This is a genomic window from Streptomyces sp. NPDC031274 (genome assembly GCF_055570235.1).
Window position 1 is genome coordinate 48,803 of record NZ_JBVIHP010000034.1, and the last position, 23,905, is coordinate 72,707.

At 69.2% G+C, this 23,905-nt stretch carries 21 protein-coding genes; 3 read left to right on the plus strand and 18 right to left on the minus strand.

Features of this window, described 5'->3' with window-relative positions:
* Positions 1–40 precede the first annotated feature (40 nt).
* A complete protein-coding gene (locus ACZ5CR_RS38225) occupies positions 41–859 on the plus strand; it encodes a thioredoxin domain-containing protein (protein WP_468866423.1) in 819 nt (272 codons plus the stop codon).
* A gap of 160 nt (positions 860–1,019) precedes the next feature.
* Here ACZ5CR_RS38225 and ACZ5CR_RS38230 read toward each other — a convergent pair whose 3' ends face one another.
* Positions 1,020–1,589 (minus strand): dienelactone hydrolase family protein, encoded by a 570-nt coding sequence (locus tag ACZ5CR_RS38230; protein ID WP_389914351.1) that lies wholly within the window; start codon positions 1,587–1,589, stop codon positions 1,020–1,022.
* Between the two features lie 30 nt (positions 1,590–1,619).
* Here ACZ5CR_RS38230 and ACZ5CR_RS38235 point away from each other — a divergent pair, with 30 nt between their 5' ends.
* Positions 1,620–2,711: a mechanosensitive ion channel family protein gene (locus ACZ5CR_RS38235; RefSeq protein WP_468866426.1), complete on the plus strand. Its 1,092-nt coding sequence runs from the start codon at positions 1,620–1,622 to the stop codon at positions 2,709–2,711.
* Positions 2,712–2,739: 28 nt separating this feature from the next.
* Here ACZ5CR_RS38235 and ACZ5CR_RS38240 read toward each other — a convergent pair whose 3' ends face one another.
* The 5 genes from ACZ5CR_RS38240 to ACZ5CR_RS38260 all read right to left on the minus strand — a co-directional run bounded on the left by ACZ5CR_RS38240 (position 2,740) and on the right by ACZ5CR_RS38260 (position 7,459).
* A complete protein-coding gene (locus ACZ5CR_RS38240; RefSeq protein ID WP_468866429.1) occupies positions 2,740–4,329 on the minus strand; it encodes a Na+/H+ antiporter in 1,590 nt (529 codons plus the stop codon).
* 129 nt (positions 4,330–4,458) lie between these two features.
* On the minus strand, positions 4,459–4,929 hold the full coding sequence (locus tag ACZ5CR_RS38245) for a GNAT family N-acetyltransferase (RefSeq protein ID WP_468866431.1): 471 nt from the start codon (positions 4,927–4,929) through the stop codon (positions 4,459–4,461).
* The gene (locus tag ACZ5CR_RS38250) at positions 4,926–5,867 is read right to left on the minus strand and encodes an RluA family pseudouridine synthase (protein ID WP_468866433.1); all 942 of its coding nucleotides are present in this window, start codon (positions 5,865–5,867) and stop codon (positions 4,926–4,928) included. The genes ACZ5CR_RS38245 and ACZ5CR_RS38250 overlap by 4 nt, the downstream gene beginning before the upstream one ends.
* Positions 5,868–5,959: 92 nt before the next feature.
* The gene (gene lspA / locus ACZ5CR_RS38255) at positions 5,960–6,547 is read right to left on the minus strand and encodes a signal peptidase II (RefSeq protein ID WP_468866435.1); all 588 of its coding nucleotides are present in this window, start codon (positions 6,545–6,547) and stop codon (positions 5,960–5,962) included.
* Between the two features lie 78 nt (positions 6,548–6,625).
* Complete coding sequence (locus ACZ5CR_RS38260) at positions 6,626–7,459, minus strand: TraR/DksA family transcriptional regulator (protein WP_468866436.1); 834 nt, start codon at positions 7,457–7,459, stop codon at positions 6,626–6,628.
* Positions 7,460–8,085: 626 nt separating this feature from the next.
* On the opposite strand from ACZ5CR_RS38260, the gene ileS reads away from it, so the two are divergent.
* Positions 8,086–11,226: an isoleucine--tRNA ligase gene (ileS, locus tag ACZ5CR_RS38265; RefSeq protein WP_468866438.1), complete on the plus strand. Its 3,141-nt coding sequence runs from the start codon at positions 8,086–8,088 to the stop codon at positions 11,224–11,226.
* A 190-nt stretch (positions 11,227–11,416) separates the two neighbouring features.
* Here ileS and ACZ5CR_RS38270 read toward each other — a convergent pair whose 3' ends face one another.
* The 12 genes from ACZ5CR_RS38270 to ACZ5CR_RS38325 form a co-directional block, all read right to left on the minus strand.
* Positions 11,417–12,556, minus strand: coding sequence for a DivIVA domain-containing protein (locus ACZ5CR_RS38270; RefSeq protein WP_468866440.1), 1,140 nt, complete (start codon positions 12,554–12,556; stop codon positions 11,417–11,419).
* A 46-nt stretch (positions 12,557–12,602) separates the two neighbouring features.
* Positions 12,603–12,887, minus strand: a complete 285-nt coding sequence (locus tag ACZ5CR_RS38275; RefSeq protein ID WP_190081397.1) for a YggT family protein — start codon at positions 12,885–12,887, stop codon at positions 12,603–12,605.
* A 71-nt stretch (positions 12,888–12,958) separates the two neighbouring features.
* A complete protein-coding gene (locus ACZ5CR_RS38280) occupies positions 12,959–13,603 on the minus strand; it encodes a cell division protein SepF (protein WP_468866443.1) in 645 nt (214 codons plus the stop codon).
* Between the two features lie 124 nt (positions 13,604–13,727).
* Entirely contained in the window at positions 13,728–14,447 is a 720-nt protein-coding gene (locus ACZ5CR_RS38285) for a YggS family pyridoxal phosphate-dependent enzyme (protein WP_468866446.1), read from the minus strand.
* A 6-nt stretch (positions 14,448–14,453) separates the two neighbouring features.
* Positions 14,454–15,185, minus strand: a complete 732-nt coding sequence (pgeF, locus tag ACZ5CR_RS38290; RefSeq protein WP_468866448.1) for a peptidoglycan editing factor PgeF — start codon at positions 15,183–15,185, stop codon at positions 14,454–14,456.
* Positions 15,182–16,405: a cell division protein FtsZ gene (gene ftsZ / locus ACZ5CR_RS38295; protein ID WP_468866450.1), complete on the minus strand. Its 1,224-nt coding sequence runs from the start codon at positions 16,403–16,405 to the stop codon at positions 15,182–15,184. The genes pgeF and ftsZ overlap by 4 nt, the downstream gene beginning before the upstream one ends.
* A gap of 275 nt (positions 16,406–16,680) precedes the next feature.
* On the minus strand, positions 16,681–17,478 hold the full coding sequence (locus tag ACZ5CR_RS38300; protein ID WP_468866452.1) for a cell division protein FtsQ/DivIB: 798 nt from the start codon (positions 17,476–17,478) through the stop codon (positions 16,681–16,683).
* 33 nt (positions 17,479–17,511) lie between these two features.
* Positions 17,512–18,606, minus strand: a complete 1,095-nt coding sequence (gene murG, locus ACZ5CR_RS38305; RefSeq protein ID WP_361188817.1) for an undecaprenyldiphospho-muramoylpentapeptide beta-N-acetylglucosaminyltransferase — start codon at positions 18,604–18,606, stop codon at positions 17,512–17,514.
* A gap of 6 nt (positions 18,607–18,612) precedes the next feature.
* Entirely contained in the window at positions 18,613–19,935 is a 1,323-nt protein-coding gene (ftsW, locus tag ACZ5CR_RS38310; RefSeq protein ID WP_468866455.1) for a putative lipid II flippase FtsW, read from the minus strand.
* An 81-nt stretch (positions 19,936–20,016) separates the two neighbouring features.
* Positions 20,017–21,423, minus strand: coding sequence for a UDP-N-acetylmuramoyl-L-alanine--D-glutamate ligase (gene murD / locus ACZ5CR_RS38315; RefSeq protein WP_468866457.1), 1,407 nt, complete (start codon positions 21,421–21,423; stop codon positions 20,017–20,019).
* A complete protein-coding gene (mraY, locus tag ACZ5CR_RS38320) occupies positions 21,423–22,493 on the minus strand; it encodes a phospho-N-acetylmuramoyl-pentapeptide-transferase (RefSeq protein ID WP_468866459.1) in 1,071 nt (356 codons plus the stop codon). The genes murD and mraY overlap by 1 nt, the downstream gene beginning before the upstream one ends.
* On the minus strand, positions 22,490–23,902 hold the full coding sequence (locus tag ACZ5CR_RS38325) for a UDP-N-acetylmuramoyl-tripeptide--D-alanyl-D-alanine ligase (protein ID WP_468866461.1): 1,413 nt from the start codon (positions 23,900–23,902) through the stop codon (positions 22,490–22,492). Before ACZ5CR_RS38325 ends, mraY begins: the two co-directional genes overlap by 4 nt.
* Between the last annotated feature and the right edge of the window lie 3 nt (positions 23,903–23,905).

Genomic DNA, 23,905 nt, shown 5'->3' on the forward strand with positions numbered 1-23,905 from the left:
GACCGTCCCCACGTATGTCACCCCTACGGAGAACATCATCATGAGCAAGCGCAACAGCCAGGCGGCCAAGTCGGCGGCCCGCGAGCGGATCCGCGCCCAGCAGGAAGCCGAGCGCAAGCGGCAGAAGCGGAAGCGGACGTTGATCGTCGGCGTCTCCGTCGTCGCGGTCCTGGCGATCGCGGGCGGCATCGGCTACGCCGTCATGCAGTCCAACAAGCCCGGCCACTGGGAAGCCGCCGCCGACGAGAAGCTGGTCAAGCCCGCGAACACCTCGGGCAAGGACGGCACGACCGTCGTCATCGGCAAGGACAGCGCCAAGAAGACCCTCAAGGTCTACGAGGACGCGCGCTGCCCGGTCTGCGCCAGCTTCGAGCAGACGGTGGGCCCGACGGTCGAGAAGGACCTGAAGGACGGCAAGTACAAGATCCAGTTCGTCGGTGCCACGTTCCTCGACCGCAACCTCACCGGTGAGGGTTCCAAGAACGCGCTCAGCGCGCTCGGTGCCGCCCTGAACGTGAGCGACCAGGCCTTCCTGGACTACAAGAAGGCCATGTTCTCCAAGGAGAACCACCCCTCCGAGACGGAGGACAAGTTCAAGGACGACGCGCTCCTGACCAAGATCGCGAACGAGGTCCCCGAGCTCAAGAAGAGCAAGACCTTCGCGAAGGACGTCAAGGACGGCACGTACGACCGCTGGGCCCTTGAGATGTCGAAGATGTTCGACGACAACAAGGACGGCGTCGAGGGCACTCCCTCCTTCGTCATGGACGGCAAGAAGCTGACCGGCCCCGACAAGAAGAACGCCCCTTCGACGGTCGAGGACTACAAGACGGCCATCGCCGCGGCGCTGAAGGGCTGAAGCACTTAGCTGAAGCACCCGGCCGAAGCACTCAGCCGAAGCACTCAGCCGAAGAGCGGGCGAACCTTTCACGGTCCGCCCGCTCTTGGCGTTCTACGGTCCCAGAGGGCCGAAGGGGCCCGGAGATGCCCAGACGGGTCTAGAGGGGGGCTAGAGGGGTCTAGAGGGACTCCAGGAAGCCGATCGCCGTCCGCCATGTCGACTCCGCCGCCTCGGCGTCGTAGTCGTCCAGGTCGGGGTCGGTGTAGATGTGACCCGCCCCCGCGTAGCGGTACACCTCGACGTCGGCGCCGGCCCGTCCCATCTGCAGGTACCACGCACTCAGCCAGTCGTCCGTCTCGAACTGGTCCGGCTCGGCGACGTGCAGCTGCACCGGCAGCTCGTCCACCGTCGTGTTCTCCGCGATGTCGGACGTGCCGTGCAGGAGCAGAAGACCGCGCGCCTTGTCGTCGCCGAGGGCGAGGGTCTGGGCGGTGGCGGCGCCGAACGAGAATCCGGCGTAGACGAGACCCCGCTCGGAGTAGGGCGCGGCGGCCAGGATCGCCCGCTTGAGGAGCTCTTCCTTGCCGAGCTCGTCCTTGAAGGCCATGCCTTCCTCGACGGTGCCGAAAGTGCGCCCGTCGAACAGATCGGGTGTCCACACCTCGTGCCCCTCGGCGCGCAGCCGGTCGGCCGCCGCGTGCACCGCGGGCACAAGCCCGTACGTCGAGTGGAAAAGCATGATGTTCATGAGGCCATCGTGCCACTTACCCTCGGGGGCATGGAGAACGTACTGCGTCCGTTGATCGTGGTCGGCGGCTCGGTCGTGATCACGCTGGCCGTGGTGTGGCTGGCCGATGTGCTGCTGCGCCGGGCCGACGACCGCCACCCCGACAACCCCCTGTGGGGTCTGCTGCGCCGCGGCCGACTCCCCTTCCAACTTGTCCTCTGTGCCGCCCTGCTGCGCGGCTCCTTCGAACAGGCGCAGATCGCCAAAGAGCATTCGTCGGGCATCGGGCAGACTCTGACCCTGGTGCTCATCGGGTCCGTGGCCTGGCTCCTCGTCCGCATCGCGACGGCCATCGTCGAGTCCACGTACGCGCGCTACGCCAATGCCCACCGCGATCCCGCCCGGGTCCGCCGGGTGCGTACCCAGGTCACGCTCATCCAGCGGGTGGTCACCGCGATCGTCGGCGTCGTGGCCGTCGGAGCGATGCTGCTCACCTTCCCCGCCATGCAGGCCGCCGGAACGTCACTGCTCGCGTCCGCGGGGCTGCTCGGCATCGTCGCGGGCGTCGCCGCCCAGTCCACGCTCTCCAATCTCTTCGCGGGGCTGCAGATCGCCTTCGGCGACATGGTGCGGATCGGCGACACGGTCGTCGTGGACGGCGAGTGGGGCACCGTGGACGAGATCACCCTGACCTTCCTGGCCGTACGCACCTGGGACGAGCGCCGGATCACCATGCCGGTGTCGTACTTCGTCTCGAAGCCCTTCGAGAACTGGTCGCGCGGCGGCTCCCAGATGACCGGCACGGTCTTCTTCCAGCTCGACCACACGGCGCCCATCGCCGAGATGCGCGAGAAGCTCCAGGACGTCCTGCGCGAGTGCGCCGCCTGGGACGGCAGGGACTGGGGCCTCGCGGTCACGGACACGACGCCGAACACGATCCAGGTGCGCGCCCTGGTCACCGCCAAGGACGCGGACGACATCTGGACGGTGCGGGTCACGGTGCGCGAGCATCTGATCCGCTGGCTGAGCGAGCGCCACGCCTACGCGCTGCCGCGGGTCAACACGGCCTGGGCCGAACTGCCGCCGGAGGACGAGCAGCCGCATCCGCCCCGGCCTGTCGTGCCGCGCACCGGCCGGGGCTGAGCCGCGCCCCTCCGTCAGCTGTCAGCCGTCAGGACCGCAGGCTGCGTACGTCGAGGTGGTGCAGGACCCGGTCGACGATCTCGGGGTCGGCGCCGGGTTCGCTGCGCGCGGCGAGGATCTCGTGGCGGGCGGCCGACATCATGTCGCGCTGGATGCGCTGGACCGCCTTGAGACGGACGGCGCGCTTGGAGTACCGCTCGCGCCGTTCGTCGTCGACGATGTCGGGGCTGATCCTGGCGCCGATGTCGAAGGCCCCGCGCAGCAGCCGCTCCGAGAGGTCCTCGGGCAGCTCCTCGACCTCTTCGATCTCCTTGAGGCGGCGCTTGGCCGCCTTGGCCGCCCGGATGGCGAGATCCCGCTCGATGGCCCGCTCGACGTCGGTGTCCGCGCGTACCCCGAGCTTCTTCACCAGCCAGGGCAGGGTGAGCCCCTGGACGACGAGGGTCGCCATGATGACGCAGAAGGCGATGAAGATGATCTCGTCCCGGGCCGGGAAAGGATCGCCGTTGTCCGTCTTCAGCGGAATGGCGAGGGCGAGGGCGACGGACGCCACGCCGCGCATCCCGGACCACCACATGACCACGGTCTCGCGCCAGGTCGTCGGGATCTCCTCGTCGATGTCGCGCAGCTTGTGCAGCCGCTTGGCGAGATAGGTCGCGGGCAGCAGCCACAGCAGTCGTACGCCGACGACGACCGCGACGACCGCCGCGCCCCAGCCGACCATCTGCCACTCACGGCCGCTCGCCGTGCCGAAGACGTTGTGCAGTTCGAGCCCGATGAGCCCGAAGGCGACGCCGGTGACCAGTGTGTCGACGATTCTCCAGAACGTCTGCCCGGTGATCCGCCCGAGGACGTCGTCGGCGTCGGCGGCGTGCTCCGCGAGGTAGAGCGCGGTGGTCAGTACGGCGAGCACGCCGGAGCCCATCAGCTCCTCGGCGAGGACGTAGCTCACGAACGGGACGAGCAGCGTCAGGCCGGTCTGCAGGGTGGCCTCGCCGAGGATCCCCATGAGCTTGTTGGTGATCCAGCCCAGCGCGATCCCCATGGCGACGGCGACCACCGCGGAGAGCACGAGCTGCCCCACCGCCGACGGCCAGGAGAACGTCCCGCTGACGGCCGCCGCGATCGCCACGTGGTAGAGCACGATCGCCGTGACGTCGTTGAAGAGGCCCTCCCCCTCCAGGATCGACACGAGCCGCCGCGGCAGCCCGAGCGACCCGGCCACGGCGGTCGCGGCGACCGGGTCGGGCGGCGCCACGAGCGCGCCGAGCGCCACGGCGGCGGCGAGCGGCAGCCCGGGGACGACCGAGTTCGCGATCGCGGCGACCGCCGCGGTCGTCACGAAGACGAGGGCGACGGCGAGCAGGAAGATGGGGCGTCTGTTGGCGGCGAACTGCCGCCAGGAGGTGCGCTGGACGGACGCGTACAGCAGGGGCGGAAGGACCAGCGGAAGGATGTAGTCGGGGGGAAGCTCGACGTTCGGGACCCAGCTCACGAAGGCGAGGACGATCCCGGCCAGCGTCATGAGGACGGGCGCGGGCAGCCCGAGCCGCTCGCCGAGAGGCACCGTCACCACGGCGCCGAGCAGCAGAATGAGCAGCAGCGCCAGTTGATCCACGGTGCGGCCTCCGGCGGTGTCGGTCAGTTCGAGAAGGTCCGGGACTCAGACGATCAAGACCTCAACCCTGCCACGCGTTCCGACGAACCGGGCCGATGCCCCTCCGGCACCGCTGCCGCTGTCCGGCGCTCAGCCCAGTGGCTTGCGCATCGCCCGGTGCGGGATGCCCGCGTCCGGGAACTCGGGGCCGTAGACCACGTAGCCAAGGCGTTCGTAGAACCCCAGGGCCTGCGTCTGTGCGTGCAGGTCGACTGCGGTGAGGCCACGCGCGCGTGCCGCGTCCTCGATCGCCCGCACCAGGGCCGCGCCGACGCCCAGTCCGCGCGCCTCCCGTGTCACCGCGAGGCGGCCGAGCGCGCCCACCTCGCTGTCCCCGCCGTTCTTGGCCGCGGCCGCCGCGCCGGTGAGCAGACGGCCCGTGCCCAGCGGGAGGCCGTCGTCGCGGACCGCGAGGACGTGCACCGCGTCGGCGTCGTACGCGTCGTACTCCAGGTCCTCGGGGACCTGCTGCTCGACCACGAAGACTTCCTTGCGGACCCGGAAGCAGGCCTCAAGGTCGTCGGCCCCGACCGCGATCCGGCAGGTGAACCGCGCGCTCATGAACTCTCTGCCCGCACCCGGTCGAGCGCCTGCTGAAGGTCGTCGGGGTACGTGCTCTCGAACTCCACCCACTGCCCGTCGCCGGGGTGCTCGAAGCCGAGCCGCACCGCGTGCAGCCACTGGCGCGTGAGGCCGAGCCGCTTGGCGATGGTGGGATCGGCGCCGTACGTCAGGTCGCCGACGCACGGGTGGCGGTGGGCCGCCATGTGCACGCGGATCTGGTGCGTGCGCCCCGTCTCCAGCTTGATGTCGAGCAGTGAGGCCGCGCGGAACGCCTCGATGAGGTCGTAGTGCGTGACGGAGGGCTTGCCCTCGGCCGTGACCGCCCACTTGTAGTCGTGCTGCGGGTGGCGTCCGATGGGGGCGTCGATCGTGCCGCTCATCGGGTCGGGGTGGCCCTGCACCAGCGCGTTGTAGCGCTTGTCGACCGTGCGCTCCTTGAACTGCCGCTTCAGGGAGGTGTACGCGCGCTCCGACTTGGCGACGGCCATGAGACCGGACGTGCCCACGTCGAGGCGGTGCACGATGCCCTGGCGCTCGGCGGCTCCGGAGGTCGAGATGCGATACCCGGCGGCCGCGAGGCCGCCGATCACCGTGGTGCCGGTCCAGCCGGGGCTCGGGTGCGCGGCCACGCCCACCGGCTTGACGATCACGAGGATGTCGTCGTCGTCATGGATGATCTCCATGCCCTCGACGGGCTCGGCGACGATCTGCACCGGAGCGGGCGCCTGCGGCATCTCCACCTCCAGCCAGGCGCCGCCGTGCACGCGCTCGGACTTGCCGACCACGCTGCCGTCGACCATCACCTTGCCTGCCGCCGCAAGCTCGGCGGCCTTCGTGCGGGAAAAACCGAACATGCGCGAGATGGCGGCGTCGACGCGCTCGCCCTCCAGGCCGTCCGGCACGGGCAGGGTACGGATCTCGGGAATCGTGCTCACCCATTGAGTATGCAGGAGGCCACCGACACTCCCGCACCACGAGAGCCCCCGCGGGAGGCTCCGCCACCGCTCAGGCCCTGGTCAGCCCCTGGTCAGTCCTTGTGGACGGTGCCGTCCGGGTCCAGACCGCGGAACGACAGGATCACGATCAGGAAGCCGCCGCACACGATCGCCGAGTCCGCGAGGTTGAACACCGCGAAGCCCTTCGGCGCGATGAAGTCGACCACCGCTCCCTCGAACACTCCGGGGGCGCGGAAGATCCGGTCGGTGAGGTTCCCCAGGGCGCCGCCGAGCAGCATGCCGAGGGCGATCGCCCAGGGCAGGCTGTAGAGCTTGCGGGCCAGGCGGGCGATCACCACGATCACGGCCGCCGCGATGCAGGTGAAGATCACGGTGAAGGCCTCGCCGATCCCGAAGGCGGCGCCCGCGTTCCGGATGGCGTTGAACTGGAGCCAGTCGCCGATGATCTCGATCGGCGCGTGGTGCTCGAGCTTCGCGACGACGATCATCTTGCTGACGAGGTCCAGGGCGTACGCCAGCACGGCGACCGCGAACAGGACGAGGATCTTGCGCTTGCCCTTGGGCCGCTGCTCGTCCGGCGACGCCTGCTCGCCGGCCTCGTCCTGCCCAGCCGCCTCAGGGATGTCCGGCGTACCGATGATGCGCTCCGCCTCTGCCACGTGAGTCCCTCAACCTAGGTACCTGACTGGGGACGAGAGTACGGCACACACGTACGGTGGCAGGTGGTCAGGCCGCCTTCAGTAGCGGCGCTCCTCCTTCTGCTTGCAGTCCATGCACAGGGTCGCGCGCGGGAACGCCTGCATCCGCGCCTTGCCGATGGGATTACCGCAGTTCTCGCAGATGCCGTACGTTCCCGCGTCCAGCCGCTCCAGGACGCGCTCGGTCTGCTCGAGCATCTCGCGCGCGTTGGCGGCCAGGGACATCTCGTGCTCCCGCGTGATGTTCTTCGTGCCGGTGTCCGCGTCGTCGTCGCCCGCGCCGTCCCCGGAGTCGCGCATCAGACCCGCCAGGGCGTCCTCGGAGGCGGAGATCTCGGCTCCGAGCCGCAGCGCCTCGCTCTGGAGCTCCGCACGGGCCTCCGCGACCTCCTCCGGGGTCCAGGGGTCCTCGCCGGGCCGTACGGCGAGCTCACCGGGCTCTGCGGCGGCGATACGCGCCTTGGGCACCGCCGTCGGCTTCTTCGCTGCCGTCGCCGTGCCCGGAGTCTTCTTCGTGACCACTGTCGTGGCTCCCGTCGTCTCCGCGGCCTGAGCCGCACCCTCGGCCGCTGTCGCAGCCGTCTTCTTGGCCGTGCTCTTCTTGGCCGTGCCCTTCTTGGCAGCCGCCTTCTTCGCCGCGGGAGCCTTCTTCGCCGCGGAGGCCTTCTTCGCCGTGGCGGGCTCCTTGGCGGAGTCCTCCTCGGCCGCTGTCTTCTTGCCTGCGCCGGCGACCATGTCGACCGCCTTCTTCGCGACGGCTTTCTTGGCTGCCGCCTTCTTCGCCACTGCCTTCTTGGCGGCGGTCTTCTTCGTGGCCGCGCCCGTGGATCTGCCCGACGCCGAATCCTGTACGGCGGTCTTCTTCGCCACCATGGCCGCGGCCCCTTCACATTTTGTGATCTTGCACGCGAATCGTGCTGGGACGATAAATCGACTCAGAGCCCGCGGCAACGGGGCACGCCGCCCGATCCGCCCGCCCCACGGGTGCGCGCGAAAAGCATGCATGCGTTGTGCCCAGCTCCCAGCGCGGTAATCCGCCCCGTACGACGGCCCGGGATCCGGCCATCCGGCATGTCGCCATTCGGGTCAGTTCCGGCCGTCCCGGCGGCCCGGGGCACAGGCCCGTTCCCGGGCGGGAAAAGGACCCTGTGCCCCGCCCGAATAAGCGGTCGGCCTCGTCCGCCCCGGCCCCGTACACTGGGCGCAGCGAGAAGCGTGGATGGGGACGAGTAGCGGCGTACGCGGCCATGAGCGACCCGGGGACGGTGTGAGCCCGGGGGCAGGCACGACGCGAAGATCACCCCGGAGCCGCCGGAAGAACCACCGGCAGTGGGCCCTCAGGCCCGCCGCAGGCCAGTAGACCCGGTATCGCGACCCCAATGAGGGGGCTTTCCGAGCGCCACGCGCGTCAGGAAGGCCAAGGAGGGTGGTACCGCGGGAGCGCGACAAGCGGCTCTCGTCCCTCCGACGGAACGGAATCGTCCGCCGGAGGAAGCGCGTTGAACACGCAGCCGCAGTACCGCCAGGTGCCCGCCCAGGTCGACCTGCCCGCCCTTGAGCACGCCGTGCTCGACTTCTGGCGCGAGCAGAAGATCTTCGCCAAGAGCCTGGAGCAGTCCGAGGGACGCCCCGAGTGGGTGTTCTACGAGGGTCCGCCCACCGCCAACGGCATGCCGGGCGCCCACCACATCGAGGCCCGCGTCTTCAAGGACGTCTTCCCGCGCTTCCGCACCATGCGGGGCTACCACGTCGCCCGCAAGGCCGGCTGGGACTGCCACGGCCTCCCGGTCGAGCTCGCGGTCGAGAAGGAGCTCGGGTTCAGCGGCAAGAAGGACATCGAGGCGTACGGCATCGCCGAGTTCAACGCCAAGTGCCGCGAGTCCGTGACCCGGCACACCGACGCCTTCACCGACCTCACGAACCGCATGGGCTACTGGGTCGACCTCGACGACGCGTACCGCACCATGAACCCGGAGTACGTCGACTCCGTCTGGTGGTCCCTGAAGGAGATCTTCAACAAGGACCTCCTCGTCCAGGACCACCGCGTCGCCCCCTGGTGTCCGCGCTGCGGCACCGGCCTCTCGGACCACGAGCTCGCGCAGGGCTACGAGACGGTCGTCGACCCGTCCGTCTTCGTCCGCTTCCCGCTCACCGGCGGCCCGCTGGCGGGCGAGGCGGCCCTCCTGGTGTGGACGACCACTCCGTGGACCCTCGTCTCCAACACCGCCGTCGCCGCGCACCCCGACGTCACGTACGTCGTCGCGACGAACGGCGAAGAAAGGCTCGTCGTGGCCGAGCCGCTCGTCGAGAAGGCTCTCGGCGAGGGCTGGGAGACCACGGGGCAGACCTTCACCGGTGCCGAGATGGAGCGCTGGACCTATCAGCGCCCCTTCGACCTGGTGGAGTTCCCGGCCCCCGCGCACTACGTGGTCAACGCCGACTACGTGACCACGGAGGACGGCACCGGTCTGGTCCACCAGTCCCCCGCCTTCGGTGAGGACGACCTCAAGGTCTGCCGTGCGTACGGCCTCCCGGTCGTGAACCCGGTGCGTCCCGACGGCACCTTCGAAGAGGACGTCCCCCTCGTGGGCGGTGTCTTCTTCAAGAAGGCCGACGAAAAGCTCACCGAGGACCTCCAGGACCGCGGTCTGCTCTTCCGTCACATCCCGTACGAGCACAGCTATCCGCACTGCTGGCGCTGCCACACGGCGCTCCTCTACTACGCGCAGCCGTCCTGGTACATCCGCACCACGGCCATCAAGGACCGTCTCCTTCAGGAGAACGAGAAGACCAACTGGTTCCCGGACTCGGTCAAGAACGGCCGCTTCGGCGACTGGCTGAACAACAACGTCGACTGGGCCCTCTCCCGCAACCGCTACTGGGGCACCCCGCTGCCCATCTGGCGCTGCGAGGAAGGCCACTTGACGTGTGTGGGCTCGCGTGCCGAGCTCTCCGACCTGACGGGCACCGACCAGTCGGAGCTCGACCCGCACCGCCCGTACATCGACGCGGTGACCTTCCCCTGCCCGACCTGCCAGGAGACCGCGACGCGCGTCCCCGAGGTCATCGACGCCTGGTACGACTCCGGTTCGATGCCGTTCGCGCAGTGGGGATACCCGTACAAGAACAAGGAGCTCTTCGAGAGCCGGTACCCGGCGCAGTTCATCTCGGAGGCCATCGACCAGACGCGCGGCTGGTTCTACACGCTGATGGCCGTCGGCACGCTGGTCTTCGACAAGTCGAGTTACGAGAACGTGGTCTGCCTCGGCCACATCCTCGCCGAGGACGGCCGCAAGATGTCCAAGCACCTGGGCAACACCCTGGATCCGATCCCGCTGATGGACCAGCACGGCGCCGACGCGGTGCGCTGGTTCATGGCGGCCGGCGGCTCCCCGTGGGCGGCACGCCGCGTGGGCCACGGCACCATCCAGGAAGTCGTCCGCAAGACGCTCCTCACGTACTGGAACACGGTCGCCTTCCAGGCCCTGTACGCCCGTACGTCGAAGTGGGCCCCCGGCGACGCCGACCCGGCGCCCTCGGAGCGCCCGCTCCTGGACCGCTGGCTGCTCAGCGAGCTGCACGCGCTGACCGACCAGGTCACGCAGTCCCTGGAGGGCTACGACACCCAGCGTGCGGGCAAGCTCCTGTCCACGTTCGTCGACAACCTCTCCAACTGGTACGTACGCCGCTCACGGCGCCGCTTCTGGCAGGGCGACAAGGCGGCCCTGCGCACCCTGCACGAGGTCCTGGAGACGGTCACCCGCCTCATGGCCCCGCTGACGCCGTTCATCGCGGAGCGCGTCTGGCAGGACCTGGTGGTGCCGGTCACACCGGGCGCCCCGGAGTCGGTCCACCTGACGTCCTGGCCCGAGGCCGACCTGTCGGCGATCGACCCGGACCTGTCGCGGCAGATGGTCCTCGTACGCCGCCTGGTGGAGCTGGGCCGTGCCACGCGCGCCGAGTCGGGCGTCAAGACCCGCCAGCCGCTGTCCCGCGCCCTGATCGCGGCCACCGGCTTCGAGTCGCTCAACCCGGAGCTGCACGCCCAGATCACCGAGGAGCTCAACGTCTCCTCGCTCGCATCGCTCTCCGAGGTCGGCGGTTCGCTGGTCGACACGACCGCGAAGGCCAACTTCCGTGCCCTGGGCAAGCGGTTCGGCAAGGGGGTCCAGGCGGTCGCCAAGGCCGTCGCCGACACGGACGCCGCCGCGCTCTCCCTGGCCCTGCGCGAGGGAACGGCGTCGGTCGAGGTCGACGGGGAGAAGATCACGCTGGCCCCGGACGAGGTCATCATCACAGAGACCCCGCGCGAGGGCTGGTCGGTGGCGTCCGACTCCGGAGCCACGGTCGCCCTCGACCTGGAGATCACGGAGGAGCTGCGCCGGGCCGGTCTGGCCCGTGACGCGATCCGCCTGATCCAGGAGGCCCGCAAGAACAGCGGCCTGGACGTCGCGGACCGGATCGCCCTGCGCTGGACCTCCACGGACCCGGCCGTGATCACGGCCCTGTCCGACCACGCCGAGCTGATCGCGGACGAGGTGCTCGCCACGGACTTCGGTCAGGGCGAGGCCGACGACGCGTACGGCGAGACGTTCACGGACGAGTCGCTGTCCCTGACGTTCCGCCTCCGCAAGGTGTAGCCACCGGGCAGCAGGGCGTAGCCACCAGGCAGCCGACAGCACCCGGCAGGGCAGAAGGCCCGGTCCGCCAAGATCTTGGCGGACCGGGCCTTCTGCCCTGCGTGCCCAGCGACACAAAAGGGCGGGGCCCCCAGAAGATCTGGGGGCCCCGCCCTGAACGCTGCCGACGCCTAAGGCGTGGAAACGGCCGTCAGTTGTCGTCCTCGTCGATGAGGAAGCCACGCATCGGCGACGGAGCCTGCTGCATGGGCTGCGGGGCCTGCGGCCGCACCGGCGCCATCGGCTGGGTCATCGCCGGGGACATCTGCTGCTGGCCGCCGTAGGACGGTCCCGCGGTGGGCTGGTTGCCGCCCATCGACTGCTGGCCGCCGTACGAAGGGGCGCCCGCGCCGGCCGGTGCCATGGAAGGCGCCGGGGACGGCGGAAGGGAAGCAGCCGCCGGGGTCCGCGGAGGGGCCAGCGAGTCGTCGGCCTGGGTCTCCAGCTGACGGAGCTGCGACTCCAGGTAGGACTTCAGACGCGTGCGGTACTCGCGCTCGAAGCCGCGCAGGTCCTCGACCTTGCGCTCAAGCGTGGCGCGGGCGGACTCCAAAGAGCCCATCGCCACACGGTGCTTCTCCTGCGCGTCCCGCTCCAGGGCGTCGGCCTTGGCACGGGCGTCACGCTCGAGGCCCTCGGCACGCGAACGCGCCTCGCCGACGATCTTGTTGGCCTCGGAACGGGCCTCCGCGATCGCCTGGTCGGCGGTCTGCTGAGCAAGGGAGAGCACGCGCGCGGCGCTGTCGCCGCCGGGGCCCTGACCGGGCTGGGGCATCTGCGGACCGTGGCCGCCCATGGGACCACCCATGGGGCCGCCCATCGGGCCACCCTGGCCCATCGGACCACCCTGACCCATCGGGCCGGGACCCTGCGGGCCACCCTGCTGGCTGTGCCCACTGGGACCCGCGGGAAGCTGCGGCGCGCCACCGGGCAGCTGCGGCGGACCGCCCATCTGCTGGTGCTGCTGATGCTGCTGCTGGTGCTGCTGCTGTTGTTGCTGTTGCGGCGGCACCGGCTGCGGACCCGATATTGCGGCGGGCACGGGGGCACCAGGACCGCGCTGGTCCTGCGGTTCTGGAGGCTTGCGCATGCCGCCCTGCTGCTGGTTCTGCGCAGCGGCGCGGGTGGCTGCGGCCAATTTGGCGCGCAAGTCCTCGTTCTCGCGGAGCAAGCGAGTCAGTTCGGCTTCGACCTCATCGAGGAAGGCATCGACCTCGTCCTCGTCATAGCCTTCTCGGAGGCGGACGGTCGTGAACTGCTTGTTCCGCACGTCCTCGGGGGTCAACGGCATCTCTTCACCTCAACGTAGTCGTCGGCATTCGGCAAGACCGTATCGTTCACAAGCCGCTCACGACGGTGATCAGGATGTAGACGATGATCATCAGTACGAAGAAGGACAGGTCGAGCGCCACGCCCCCGAGACGCAGCGGCGGAATGAACCGCCGCAGAAGCTTGAGCGGTGGATCAGTGACAGTGTAAGTGGCCTCAAGAACGACCACCATCGGCTTGCCGGGTTGCCATGAGCGGGCGAACTGGAAGACGTAGTCCATGACCAACCGGAAGATCAGCACGATGAGGAAGCACATCAGCGCGATGTAAAGCACCTGCAAGACCACGCCCATGTTGGCGGTTCCCTCTCCCCATGTTGCTCGTACTGCGTTTACCGGTTCTGCGTCACTGCGTCACTTGCGTCTCAGCTCTGGTTGAAGAACCCGCCCTCTGCGATGCGAGCCTTGTCCTCCGCCGTTACATCGACGTTAGCAGGCGACAACAGGAACACCTTCTGCGTCACTCGCTCAATGCTGCCATGGAGGCCGAAGACGAGACCGGCGGCAAAGTCGACAAGTCGCTTCGCATCCGTGTCATCCATCTCGGTCAGATTCATGATCACCGGAGTGCCTTCGCGGAAGTGTTCCCCGATGGTACGGGCCTCGTTGTAGGTCCGCGGGTGCAGCGTGGTGATGCGGTAGGGCTCCCGCTCGGACACGACCTTGGGCATGATCACCGGTGAGTTCTTCTCCAGGCTCTGGCGTTCAGGTGTGATGGATGCCACGGGGGCGATTCGCGCCGGACGTCCGGATTCCGCGGCTAGCGAAGCGGAATGGGCGACCGGCTCACGCTGTGCGGGGGGCTGCACCACTCGTACCGATTCGTCCCTTTCAGGCGCGTGCGCCTGACGGGATTGATGTGACTGGTGAGGCGGCTCATGCCGCCGGCGGTCCCGCTCGGGCTCCGGCTCGGGTTCGAACTCGTCATCGGGGTCGAACCCCGGACCGTCGTACCCGTCGTCCTCCACGAGGCCGAGGTAGACCGCCATCTTGCGCATCGCGCCGGCCATGCTCTGAGTCCTCCGCTCTGTGGTGGATCGGCTGTCGTCACCAACTGCCCGCGATCCACGAGGCCTCCCCGCCCAACAGCGAGAATGACCATATTTTCTGCTGTGGTCCGACTTCTTGGCGACGTTACCCGAGCCCGGGTCGGACTCCGAGTACCGCCGTACCGACGCGCACATGTGTCGCCCCGGCCGCCACGGCCTGTTCGAGGTCCGCACTCATCCCTGCCGATACCATGTTCGCAGCCGGATGAGCCGCGCGCATGAGGGTTGAGAATTCCATCAGCCGCTCGAACGCCGCCTGTTGCCGCCCCGCGTACGGACCGGTGAGCGGTGCCACGGTCATCAGACCGTCGAGCCGCAGCCCCGGAGCGTCCGCCACGAGCGCGGCCAGCTCTTCGATTCCGCCGGGCCCGACGCCCCCGCGCTCACCCCGCCCGTTCTCCTCGGCGTCGAGAGCGACCTGGATCAGACAGCCGAGCTCCCGCTCCGCGCGCACGGCGCCCGCCGACAGCGCCGTGACGAGCTTGGGCCGGTCCACGGACTGGACCACATCGGCATAACTGATCACAGAACGGACCTTGTTGGTCTGCAATTGACCGACAAAGTGCCAGGCAAGGGAGAGATCGGAGCAGTCGGCGGCCTTGGGGGCCGCGTCCTGGTCGCGGTTCTCGGCGACATGACGCACACCGAGTTCCGAGAGAATCCGCACATCGCTCGCGGGATAGGTCTTGGTGACCACGATCAGGGTCACCTCCTCCCGCTTGCGCCCGGCCGCCGCGCACGCGGCCGCGATGCGGCCTTCGACCTCCGCCAGATTCGCGGCGAGTTGAGACTTACGGTCCGTCATGCCCTATCAGTCCAGCCAGACATAGCCCGCGAGCCGACCGGTGGTCCGGTCGCGGCGGTACGAGAAGTGGTCACCGGATTCCAGGGTGCACACCGGCGACTGCTCCCGGTCGTGCGCCCCGAGCCGCTCCAGCTGGGCGTGCACCCCCGCGGTCACGTCGACCGCCGGAGTGCCCCAGCTCGTCTCGGCGTACGCCGCGGGCTCGATCGCCGCGACCTCGGCGCGCATCGCCTCCGGCACTTCGTAGCAGCGGCCGCAGACGGCGGGACCGGTGCGGGCGATGATGCGGGCCGGGTCGGCGCCCAGCTTCACCATCGTCTCGACGGCGGCGGGAACGACCCCCGCCACCATCCCGGGCCGCCCCGCGTGAGCCGCCGCCGCGACCTTGGCGACCGGGTCGGCGAGCAGGACGGGCGTGCAGTCCGCGGTGAGGACCGCGAGGGCGAGGCCCCGGCGGGCGGTCACCACGGCGTCGACCGCCGGGATCTCGGCATCCGAGCCCCAGGGTCCGTCGACCACGACGACATCGGGGCCGTGGACCTGGTTCATCCAGACGACCCGCGCCGGGTCGATGCCGAGCGACTCGGCGGCGAGCGCACGGTTCTCCCGTACGGCCCGGGGGTCGTCGCCGACCGCACCGCCGAGATTGAGCTCTTCGTACGGAACGGCGCTCACTCCGCCCCACCTGTCGGTGAAGGCGAAGTGCGCGCCGCTCTCAGTGCTGTGCCGGTTTATCACTTCAGGAAGTCCGGCACGTCCAGCTCTTCGGCCGTGCTGTCCTGGTAGGGACGGGCCGGCGGAACCTGCGGCGGGGCCACAGGCGCGGACGCGCTTTCGTTGACCGGAGTCACCTCGATGGGCTCCGGTGTCGACGGCTCGTCGTGCGACGTGACGCTGCCCAGACCGCCGTAGGGCGAACGGGACTCGGCAGGACGGCTCGGGGCCGCCGGCTGCTCGTCTCGCTGCTTGCCCGACGACGCGCTCAGGACGGTGTCGCGCTTGGACGGCGGCTGCCCGCCGTCGAAGCCCGCCGCGATGACGGTGACCCGGACCTCGTCGCCCAGGGCGTCGTCGATGACGGCGCCGAAGATGATGTTGGCCTCGGGGTGGGCCGCCTCGCTGACCAGTTGGGCCGCTTCGTTGATCTCGAAGAGGCCGAGGTCGGAACCGCCGGAGATGGAGAGCAGGACTCCCCGCGCTCCGTCGATGGACGCCTCGAGCAGGGGCGAGGAGATCGCCATCTCGGCGGCGGCCACCGCGCGGTCGTCGCCGCGCGCCGAGCCGATGCCCATGAGGGCCGAACCGGCCTCGGACATGACCGACTTCACGTCGGCGAAGTCGAGGTTGATCAGGCCCGGGGTCGTGATGAGGTCGGTGATGCCCTGGACACCGGAGAGCAGGACCTGGTCCGCCGACTTGAAGGCGTCCAGAACGCTGACCTGCCGGTCCGAGATGGACAGGAGCCGGTCGTTGGGGATGACGATGAGGGTGTCGACCTCTTCGCGCAGCTCCGCGATCCCGTCCTCGGCCTGATTGGCACGACGACGGCCCTCGAAGGTGAACGGCCGGGTGACGACGCCGATGGTCAGGGCGCCGAGGGAGCGAGCGATGTTGGCGACGACAGGTGCGCCGCCCGTGCCGGTGCCACCGCCTTCGCCGGCGGTGACGAAGACCATGTCGGCCCCCTTGAGGACCTCCTCGATCTCCTCGCGGTGGTCTTCTGCCGCCTTGCGGCCGACTGCCGGGTTGGCTCCGGCGCCGAGGCCACGGGTGAGTTCACGGCCGACGTCGAGCTTGACGTCGGCGTCGCTCATCAACAGGGCTTGCGCGTCGGTGTTGATGGCGATGAACTCGACGCCCTTGAGACCGACCTCGATCATCCGGTTGATGGCATTGACACCACCGCCGCCGACACCGATGACTTTGATGACTGCGAGGTAGTTCTGCGGTGCTGCCACGTCGAAGGCCTCTCGCCTCGAGTTACGTGTCGCCGCCTCGCGGTCAAGCGCCGCGACGACTGATGCCGAATGGGACGGTCCGAACGCCGACCCGAACCCTAACGCTGAAGTTTAGGGTTACCAGTGTGTCTGTTCCTTGGACTCTTCCGAACAGGACACTAAGTCGACAAGTGGCGCACGTTCAACGAACACGCCGAACCTCCCGTTTTTCTTTTCACCCTATGTGATCAGCCGTAGCGCCGCCGAACCAGGGTGCTGGCCTGCGACGATATGCGTCAACTCGTCGATGACGCAGGGGCGGTGGGGACACTTACATCGAAGTGCCGCGCCTTGGGGGCGGCTTTCATCAGGGCGGTGAGTGTGCTTGCCTTCGTCCGCCCCTTCTCGCTGCTGCCCCACGCTACGGTGCGTCCGCCGCTCAACTCCAGCGAGATCGAGTCGTACGAACGGACCTTGACGACCCGCGTATCGCGGGCGACCGCGCCCGGAAGCGCTCCCGCGACCCGTACCGACTCGCGCCGCAGGTGGTGGGAGTCGAAACGGCGCAGGCTCTGCGCCGCGTTCTCCTGATCCGGCGTCAATTCCAGGAGCGGAATACCCTTCGGCGCCTCTCCGACCGTGGCGAATCGCACTCCCGCGGCGTCCACTTCGACGAACTTTCCGCCCTTTTCGATGAGGAGAACAGGCTTGCGTTCGGTCACCTTCAGACCGATTCCATGTGGCCAGGAACGGACGACGTCGACCGTGTCGATACGCGGAAGTCTCTTCCGCAGCCGGTCTTCGAGAGCGTCGGTGTCGACCGAGATCAGTGGCGCGCCGATCGGGGCCGCGGCGGCTTCGCGTACTTCTTCGGGCGTCAGAATCCGTGTCCCGGAAGTCGTCACGCGCTCCACGCGCAGCCACTGCGAGCCGTAGAGCAGCCAGACGCCTCCCGCGCCGAGCACCACGAGTGCGATCAGCGAGAGGATCAGGGTGCGCGGCCGCGGCATGCGTACGCGGGAGAGCGGCGGGCGGGGCGGGCGGGACCCACCAGAAGCAGATTTCTGCCGTTCGGCGGTGGTCGGTCCGGCCACGGTCCCCTGCCTTCTGTGCCTTCTAGTGCCGTCTCACCCGTTGCGGCGGGACGCGATCGCCTCGTACACCATGCCGACGAGGAGGTCGTCGGCATCCCTGCGGCCGAACTCCGATGCGGCACGGGACATCTCGTACAGCCGGTGCGGGTCGGCGAGCACCGGGAGTACGTTGCCCTGCACCCACTCGGGCGTCAGTTCGGCGTCGTCCACCAGGAGTCCGCCTCCCGCCTTGACCACCGGCTGGGCGTTCAGCCGCTGTTCGCCGTTGCCGATGGGCAGCGGGACGTAGGCGGCCGGAAGCCCGACGGCGGAGAGTTCGGCGACGGTCATCGCGCCCGCGCGGCAGAGCATCATGTCCGCCGCGGCGTACGCGAGGTCCATCCGGTCCACGTACGGTACCGGGATGTAGGGCGGCATACCGGGCATGTTCTCGACGTACGGCATTTCGTTCTTCGGGCCGACCGCGTGCAGGATCTGGATCCCCGCGCGCTGCAGGACCGGAGCGACCTGCTGGACGACCTCGTTGAGCCGCCGGGCGCCCTGCGAGCCACCCGAGACGAGCAGCGTCGGCAGGTTCGGGTCGAGGCCGAAGGCGGCGCGCGCCTCCGGGCGGACCCGGGCCCGGTCGAGCGTGGCGATGGTGTGGCGCAGCGGGATGCCGATGTAGCGGGAGTTGCGCAGCTTGCTGTCGGGCGTGGCGACGGCCACCCCGGCGGCGTACCGCGAACCGATCTTGTTGGCGAGGCCGGGCCGCGCGTTGGCCTCGTGCACGACGATCGGCGTCCCGGTCCGCTTGGCCGCGAGGTACCCCGGCAGCGCGACATAGCCGCCGAAGCCGACCACGCAGTCCGCCTTCGTGCGCTCCAGGATCTGCTCGGCCGCCTTGATCGTGCCGCGCAGCCGTCCCGGGACGGTGATCAGCTCAGGAGTGGGCTTGCGCGGCAGCGGGACGGCAGGGATCAGCGCGAGTTCGTAGCCCCGCTCGGGTACGAGCCGGGTCTCGAGTCCACGCTCCGTGCCCAGGGCCGTGATGCCCACGGTCGGGTCCTGCCTCCGCAGGGCGTCCGCGAGGGCGAGCGCGGGCTCGATGTGGCCGGCGGTCCCCCCACCGGCGAGTACGACATGCACCGAAATTCACCGCTCTCCGGACGAACGCGCCTTGACGCGCCGTCTCATCGTGTTCCATCTCACCCGAGGTTGCCGCATGGCCAGGGCCGCCTTTGCCGCCGGGTCCTGTCGCGCGAAGGCGATGAGGAGTCCGATGGCGAACATGGTCGGCAGCAGGGCGGAGCCCCCGTAGGAGAACAGCGGGAGCGGGACTCCGGCGATCGGCAGCAGACCGAGCACCGCACCGACATTGATCACGGCCTGCGCCGTGATCCAGGTGGTCACGCCTCCCGCGGCATACCGTACGAAGGGGTCCTCCGTGCGTCCGGCCACGCGGATACCCGCATAGCCTAGAGCCGCGAACAGAGCGAGCACCGACAGTGTCCCCGCCAGGCCGAGTTCCTCCCCTGTGATGGCGAAGATGAAGTCGGTGTGGGGTTCCGGCAGTTGACCCCATTTTTCCACACTCGCGCCGAGGCCGGAACCGAAGAATCCGCCGGAGGCCAGGGCGTAGATCCCGTGCACGGCCTGCCAGCACTGGTCGCCGGGGCCCGGATCGGTGGCACCGATGCAGGCGAGCCTCGCCATGCGGTTGGGGCTGGTCTTGATGAGGATCACACCGAGCAGGGCGGCGATGGAGAGCACACCCGCGAAGAGTCGCGTCGGCGCCCCCGCGAGCCAGAGCAGGCCGAAAAGGATCGCCGTGAGGATGATCGCCGTGCCCATGTCGCCGCCCAGCATGATCAGTCCGAGCAGCATGAAGGCGACAGGGACGAGCGGCACCAGCATGTGCTTCCACTGGGTGAGCAGGCGCTTGTCCTGTTTGCGGGCGAGCAGGTCCGCGCCCCACAGGACGAGGGCGAGCTTGGCGAACTCACTGGGCTGGAGCTGGAACGGGCCGCCCAGATAGATCCAGTTCTGGTTTCCGTTGACGCTGCGCCCTATCCCGGGAACCTGCACGAGCACCATCAGGAAGACGGTCACCGCGAGGATGGGATAGGCGAGCGCCCGGTGCAGCTTGAGGGGCATCCGCATGGCCACGAGCAGCAGGACCGAGCCGAGTACGGCCGCGACGAACTGCTTGCGGAAGAAGTACGCGGCGGGCAGGTCGAGCTGCAGCGCCTGGATCATCGACGCCGAGTAGACCATCACCAGGCCGAGCACGGTGATCAGCAGGCTGCTGCCGAAGATGAGGTAGTACGCGGTCAGCGGCCGGTCCCAGGCGCGCTTGAGCCGGGTGTAGAACCGCCGCACCGCGCTCTCCCTGGGCGGCCGGGGCGCTCCCACGGAACGGACCGGAGCGGGCCGCCTGGCGAGGCGCGTGGGCGCGCGTCCGCTACTGCCTGCCATCAAAGCCCCCGCCAAGACACCACGACGCTGCCACGTGCCCTCCTAAGGGTGCCGGGCGCCCCCGGACCACAGGGGCCCGCGTCAGGCGCTCGCGCCGAGTTCGCGGACCGCGTCCGCGAACGCGTCACCACGCTTGTTGTAGTTGGTGAACATGTCCATCGACGCACAGGCCGGAGCCATCAGTACGGTGTCCCCCGGCTCGGCGAGCCGTGCCGCCTGTCGTACCGCCTCGGACATCGCCCCAGTGTCGGTCCGGTCGAGGTCGACGACCGGGACCTCGGGCGCGTGTCGCGCGAGGGCTTCGCGGATCAGCGCGCGGTCGGCGCCGATCAGGACGACGCCCCGAAGCCGCTTCGCCGACTTGGCGACGAGCTCGTCGAAGGTGGCGCCCTTGGCGAGTCCGCCCGCGATCCAGACGATCGATTCGTACGCCGCCAACGAGGCTTCCGCCGCGTGGGTGTTGGTGGCTTTGGAGTCGTCGACGTACGCCACATCGGCCACGTCGGCGACGTGTTCGATGCGGTGGGCGTCGGGACGGAAGGCACGCAGACCGTCGCGGACGGCCGTCGCCGGTACGCCGTAGGCGCGCGCGAGAGCGGCCGCGGCCAGGGCGTTGGCGATGTTGTGCGGCGCGGGCGGCTGCACATCGGAGATCTCGGCGAGCTCCTGGGCCTGCTTCTGACGGTCCGGCACGAAGGCACGGTCGACCAGAATGCCGTCCACGACGCCCAGTTGCGAGGGCGCGGGCGCGTTCAGCGTGAAACCGATGGCGCGACAGCCCTCTTCGACGTCGGCCTCGCGGACGAGGTCCTCCGTCGCCTTGTCGGCGAGGTTGTAGACGCAGGCGATCTGATTGCCCTCGTAGACGCGGCCCTTGTCGGCGGCGTACGCCTCCATGGAGCCGTGCCAGTCCAGGTGGTCGGGCGCGAGGTTCAGGACGGCCGCGGAGTGGGCGCGCAGCGAGGGCGCCCAGTGCAGCTGGTAGCTGGAGAGCTCGACGGCCAGTACGTCGTACGTCTCGTCGCCGGTGACGACGTCGAGGAGCGAGACCCCGATGTTGCCGACGGCCGCGGTGCGCAGGCCCGCCGCCTCCAGGATCGAGGCCAGCATCCGTACGGTCGTGGTCTTGCCGTTCGTGCCGGTGACCGCGAGCCACGGCGCCGCGTCGGGGCCGCGCAGGCGCCAGGCCAGCTCGACGTCGCCCCACACCTCGACGCCCGCCTCCGCGGCGGCCGCGAAGAGCGGCTTGCCGGGCTTCCAGCCGGGCGTCGTGACGACGAGTTCGGTGCCTTCGGGCAGGGTGTCACCGTCACCGAGGCGGACGGTGACACCCAGGGCCTCGAGTTCGGCGGCCTGCGTGCGCGAGCGCTCGTCGTCGCCCTCGTTCACGACGGTGACGACGGCGCCCAGGCCGTGCAGCACGCGGGCCGCCGGGATGCCCGAGACACCGAGCCCCGCGACAGTGACGTTCTTGCCTGCCCAAGTCATTACTTCTTGGCTGCCCATCCTGCGTAGAAGAGGCCGAGTCCGACGATCACGCACATGCCCTGGATGATCCAGAAGCGGACCACCACAAGGACTTCGGACCACCCCTTGAGTTCGAAGTGGTGCTGCAGTGGCGCCATGCGGAAGACGCGCTTCCCGGTCATGCGGAAGGAGCCGACCTGGATGACGACCGACATCGTGATCAGGACGAAGAGGCCGCCGAGCAGGGCGAGGAGCATCTCCGTGCGCGAGCAGATCGCGAGTCCGGCGAGCGCGCCGCCGAGGGCGAGCGAGCCGGTGTCACCCATGAAGATCTTGGCGGGCGAGGTGTTCCACCACAGGAAGCCGAAGCAGGCACCCATCAGCGCGGAGGCCACCACGGCCAGGTCGAGTGGGTCTCTGACCTCGAAACACGCCTGGGGGTTGGTCAGCGTGACCGCGTTGGCGCAGGACTCCTGGTACTGCCAGACACCGATGAAGGTGTAGGCGCCGAAGACCATCACCGAGGCGCCCGTGGCGAGGCCGTCGAGGCCGTCCGTGAGGTTCACGCCGTTCGACATCGCGAGGATCATGAACAGCGCCCAGACCACGAAGAGCACCGGGCCGATCGACCAGCCGAAGTCCGTGACGAACGACAGCTTGGTGGAGGCCGGGGTCTGGTTGCGGTTGTCGGGCCAGTTCAGCGCGAGCACGGCGAAGCCGATGCCGACGATCAGCTGACCCGCCATCTTCGCCTTGGCGCGCAGGCCGAGCGAGCGCTGCTTGACGATCTTGATGTAGTCGTCGAGGAAGCCGACGAGGCCCATGCCTCCCATCAGGAAGAGCACCAGAAGGCCGGAGAGCGTGGTCTCCGTACCCGTGATGATCTTCGTGAGGAAGTACGCGATGAGCGTGGCCAGGATGAAGGCGATACCACCCATGGTCGGCGTACCGCGCTTGCTGTGGTGCTCGCGCGGGCCGTCGTCCCGGATGAACTGTCCATAGCCCTTGCGGGCCAGGAACTTGATGAGGAGCGGGGTTCCGACCAGGGTCAGGAAGAGCCCGATCACACCCGCGAAGAGGATTTGCCTCATCGGCCGGCGACCTGCCCCTCGGACGACGCGGCGTCATCGAGCAGCGCCGTGGCGACCCGCTCGAGACCGACCGATCTGGAAGCCTTCACCAGCACGACGTCTCCCGGGCGCAGCTCGCTGCGCAGCAGGTCGATCGCCGCCTGTGCGTCGGACACGTGCACCGACTCCTCACCCCACGAACCCTCGTTGTATGCGCCCAGTTGGAGCCAGGAAGCTTCCCTGCCCCCGACTGCCACGAGCTTGCTCACGTTCAGCCGGACAGCGAGCCGTCCGACCGCGTCGTGTTCGGCGAGCCCCTCGTCACCGAGCTCGGCCATATGACCGAGCACCGCCCACGTACGACGCCCCTTGGCCATGGCCGCGAGCGCGCGCAGGGCGGCTCGCATGGACTCGGGGTTCGCGTTGTAGGCGTCGTTGACGACCGTCACGCCGTCCGGGCGCTCGGTGACCTCCATCCGCCAGCGGGACAGCGTGCCCGCCTCGGAGAGCGCGCGGGCGATCTCGTCTGCGGACATGCCCAGCTCATGGGCGACGGCGGCCGCGGCAAGCGCGTTCGACACGTGGTGCTCACCGTACAGCCGCAAGGTCACGTCGCTGCACCCGGAGGGTGTGTGCAACCTAAAGGCAGGCTGTCCGTTCTCCGTGAGCCGGACATTCTCGGCACGTACGTCGGCGTCGGCGGACTCTCCGAAGAGCAGGACGCGCGCCTTCGTACGCGAAGCCATGGCGCGGACGAGGGGATCGTCGGCGTTGAGGACGGCGGTGCCGTCGGCGGGCAGGCTCTCGACGAGTTCACCCTTCGCCTCTGCGATCTGCTCGCGTCCGCCGAACTCGCCGATGTGGGCGGTGCCGACGTTGAGCACGAGGCCGATCTTCGGCGGGGTGAGGCCGGTGAGGTAGCGGATGTGGCCGATGCGGCGCGCGCCCATCTCCAGGACGAGGAACCGCGTCTCGTCGGTGGCGCTGAGGGCGGTGAGCGGCAGGCCGATCTCGTTGTTGAGCGAGCCGGGCGTGAAGACCGTGGGCGCCTTGCTCCGCAGGACCTGGGCGAGCAGGTCCTTGGAGCTCGTCTTGCCGACGGAGCCGGTGAGCGCCACGAGCGTGGCGCCGAGGCGCTCCACGACGTGCCGCGCCAGGGCACCGAGCGCGGCCTGTACGTCGTCGACGACGATGGCGGGTACGCCGACGGGGCGCGCGGCCAGGACGGCGGCGGCGCCCGCTTCGACCACCGCGGACGCGTAGTCGTGGCCGTCGACGCGCTCGCCGACGAAGGCGACGAAGAGGCTGCCGGGCTCCACTTCACGGGAGTCCCTGACGACCGGTCCGGTGACCTGGACGGACGGATCCGGTATGTCGTAGGTCTGCCCGCCGACGACAGTGGCGATCTCGGCGAGGGAGAGGGCGATCACAGA

Excerpts from the sequence above, each read along its gene's own strand:
- ACZ5CR_RS38225 (WP_468866423.1), top strand. The coding sequence starts at position 41 with ATGAGCAAGCGCAACAGCCAGGCGGCCAAGTCGGCGGCCCGCGAGCGG.
- ACZ5CR_RS38280 (WP_468866443.1), bottom strand. The coding sequence starts at position 13,603 with ATGGCCGGCGCGATGCGCAAGATGGCGGTCTACCTCGGCCTCGTGGAG.
- murD (WP_468866457.1), bottom strand. The coding sequence starts at position 21,423 with ATGACTTGGGCAGGCAAGAACGTCACTGTCGCGGGGCTCGGTGTCTCG.
- ACZ5CR_RS38230 (WP_389914351.1), bottom strand. The coding sequence starts at position 1,589 with ATGAACATCATGCTTTTCCACTCGACGTACGGGCTTGTGCCCGCGGTG.
- ACZ5CR_RS38285 (WP_468866446.1), bottom strand. The coding sequence starts at position 14,447 with ATGACGGACCGTAAGTCTCAACTCGCCGCGAATCTGGCGGAGGTCGAA.
- ACZ5CR_RS38235 (WP_468866426.1), top strand. The coding sequence starts at position 1,620 with ATGGAGAACGTACTGCGTCCGTTGATCGTGGTCGGCGGCTCGGTCGTG.
- mraY (WP_468866459.1), bottom strand. The coding sequence starts at position 22,493 with ATGAGGCAAATCCTCTTCGCGGGTGTGATCGGGCTCTTCCTGACCCTG.
- ACZ5CR_RS38270 (WP_468866440.1), bottom strand. The coding sequence starts at position 12,556 with ATGCCGTTGACCCCCGAGGACGTGCGGAACAAGCAGTTCACGACCGTC.
- ftsW (WP_468866455.1), bottom strand. The coding sequence starts at position 19,935 with ATGGCAGGCAGTAGCGGACGCGCGCCCACGCGCCTCGCCAGGCGGCCC.
- ACZ5CR_RS38260 (WP_468866436.1), bottom strand. The coding sequence starts at position 7,459 with ATGGTGGCGAAGAAGACCGCCGTACAGGATTCGGCGTCGGGCAGATCC.
- ACZ5CR_RS38245 (WP_468866431.1), bottom strand. The coding sequence starts at position 4,929 with ATGAGCGCGCGGTTCACCTGCCGGATCGCGGTCGGGGCCGACGACCTT.
- ACZ5CR_RS38275 (WP_190081397.1), bottom strand. The coding sequence starts at position 12,887 with ATGGGCGTGGTCTTGCAGGTGCTTTACATCGCGCTGATGTGCTTCCTC.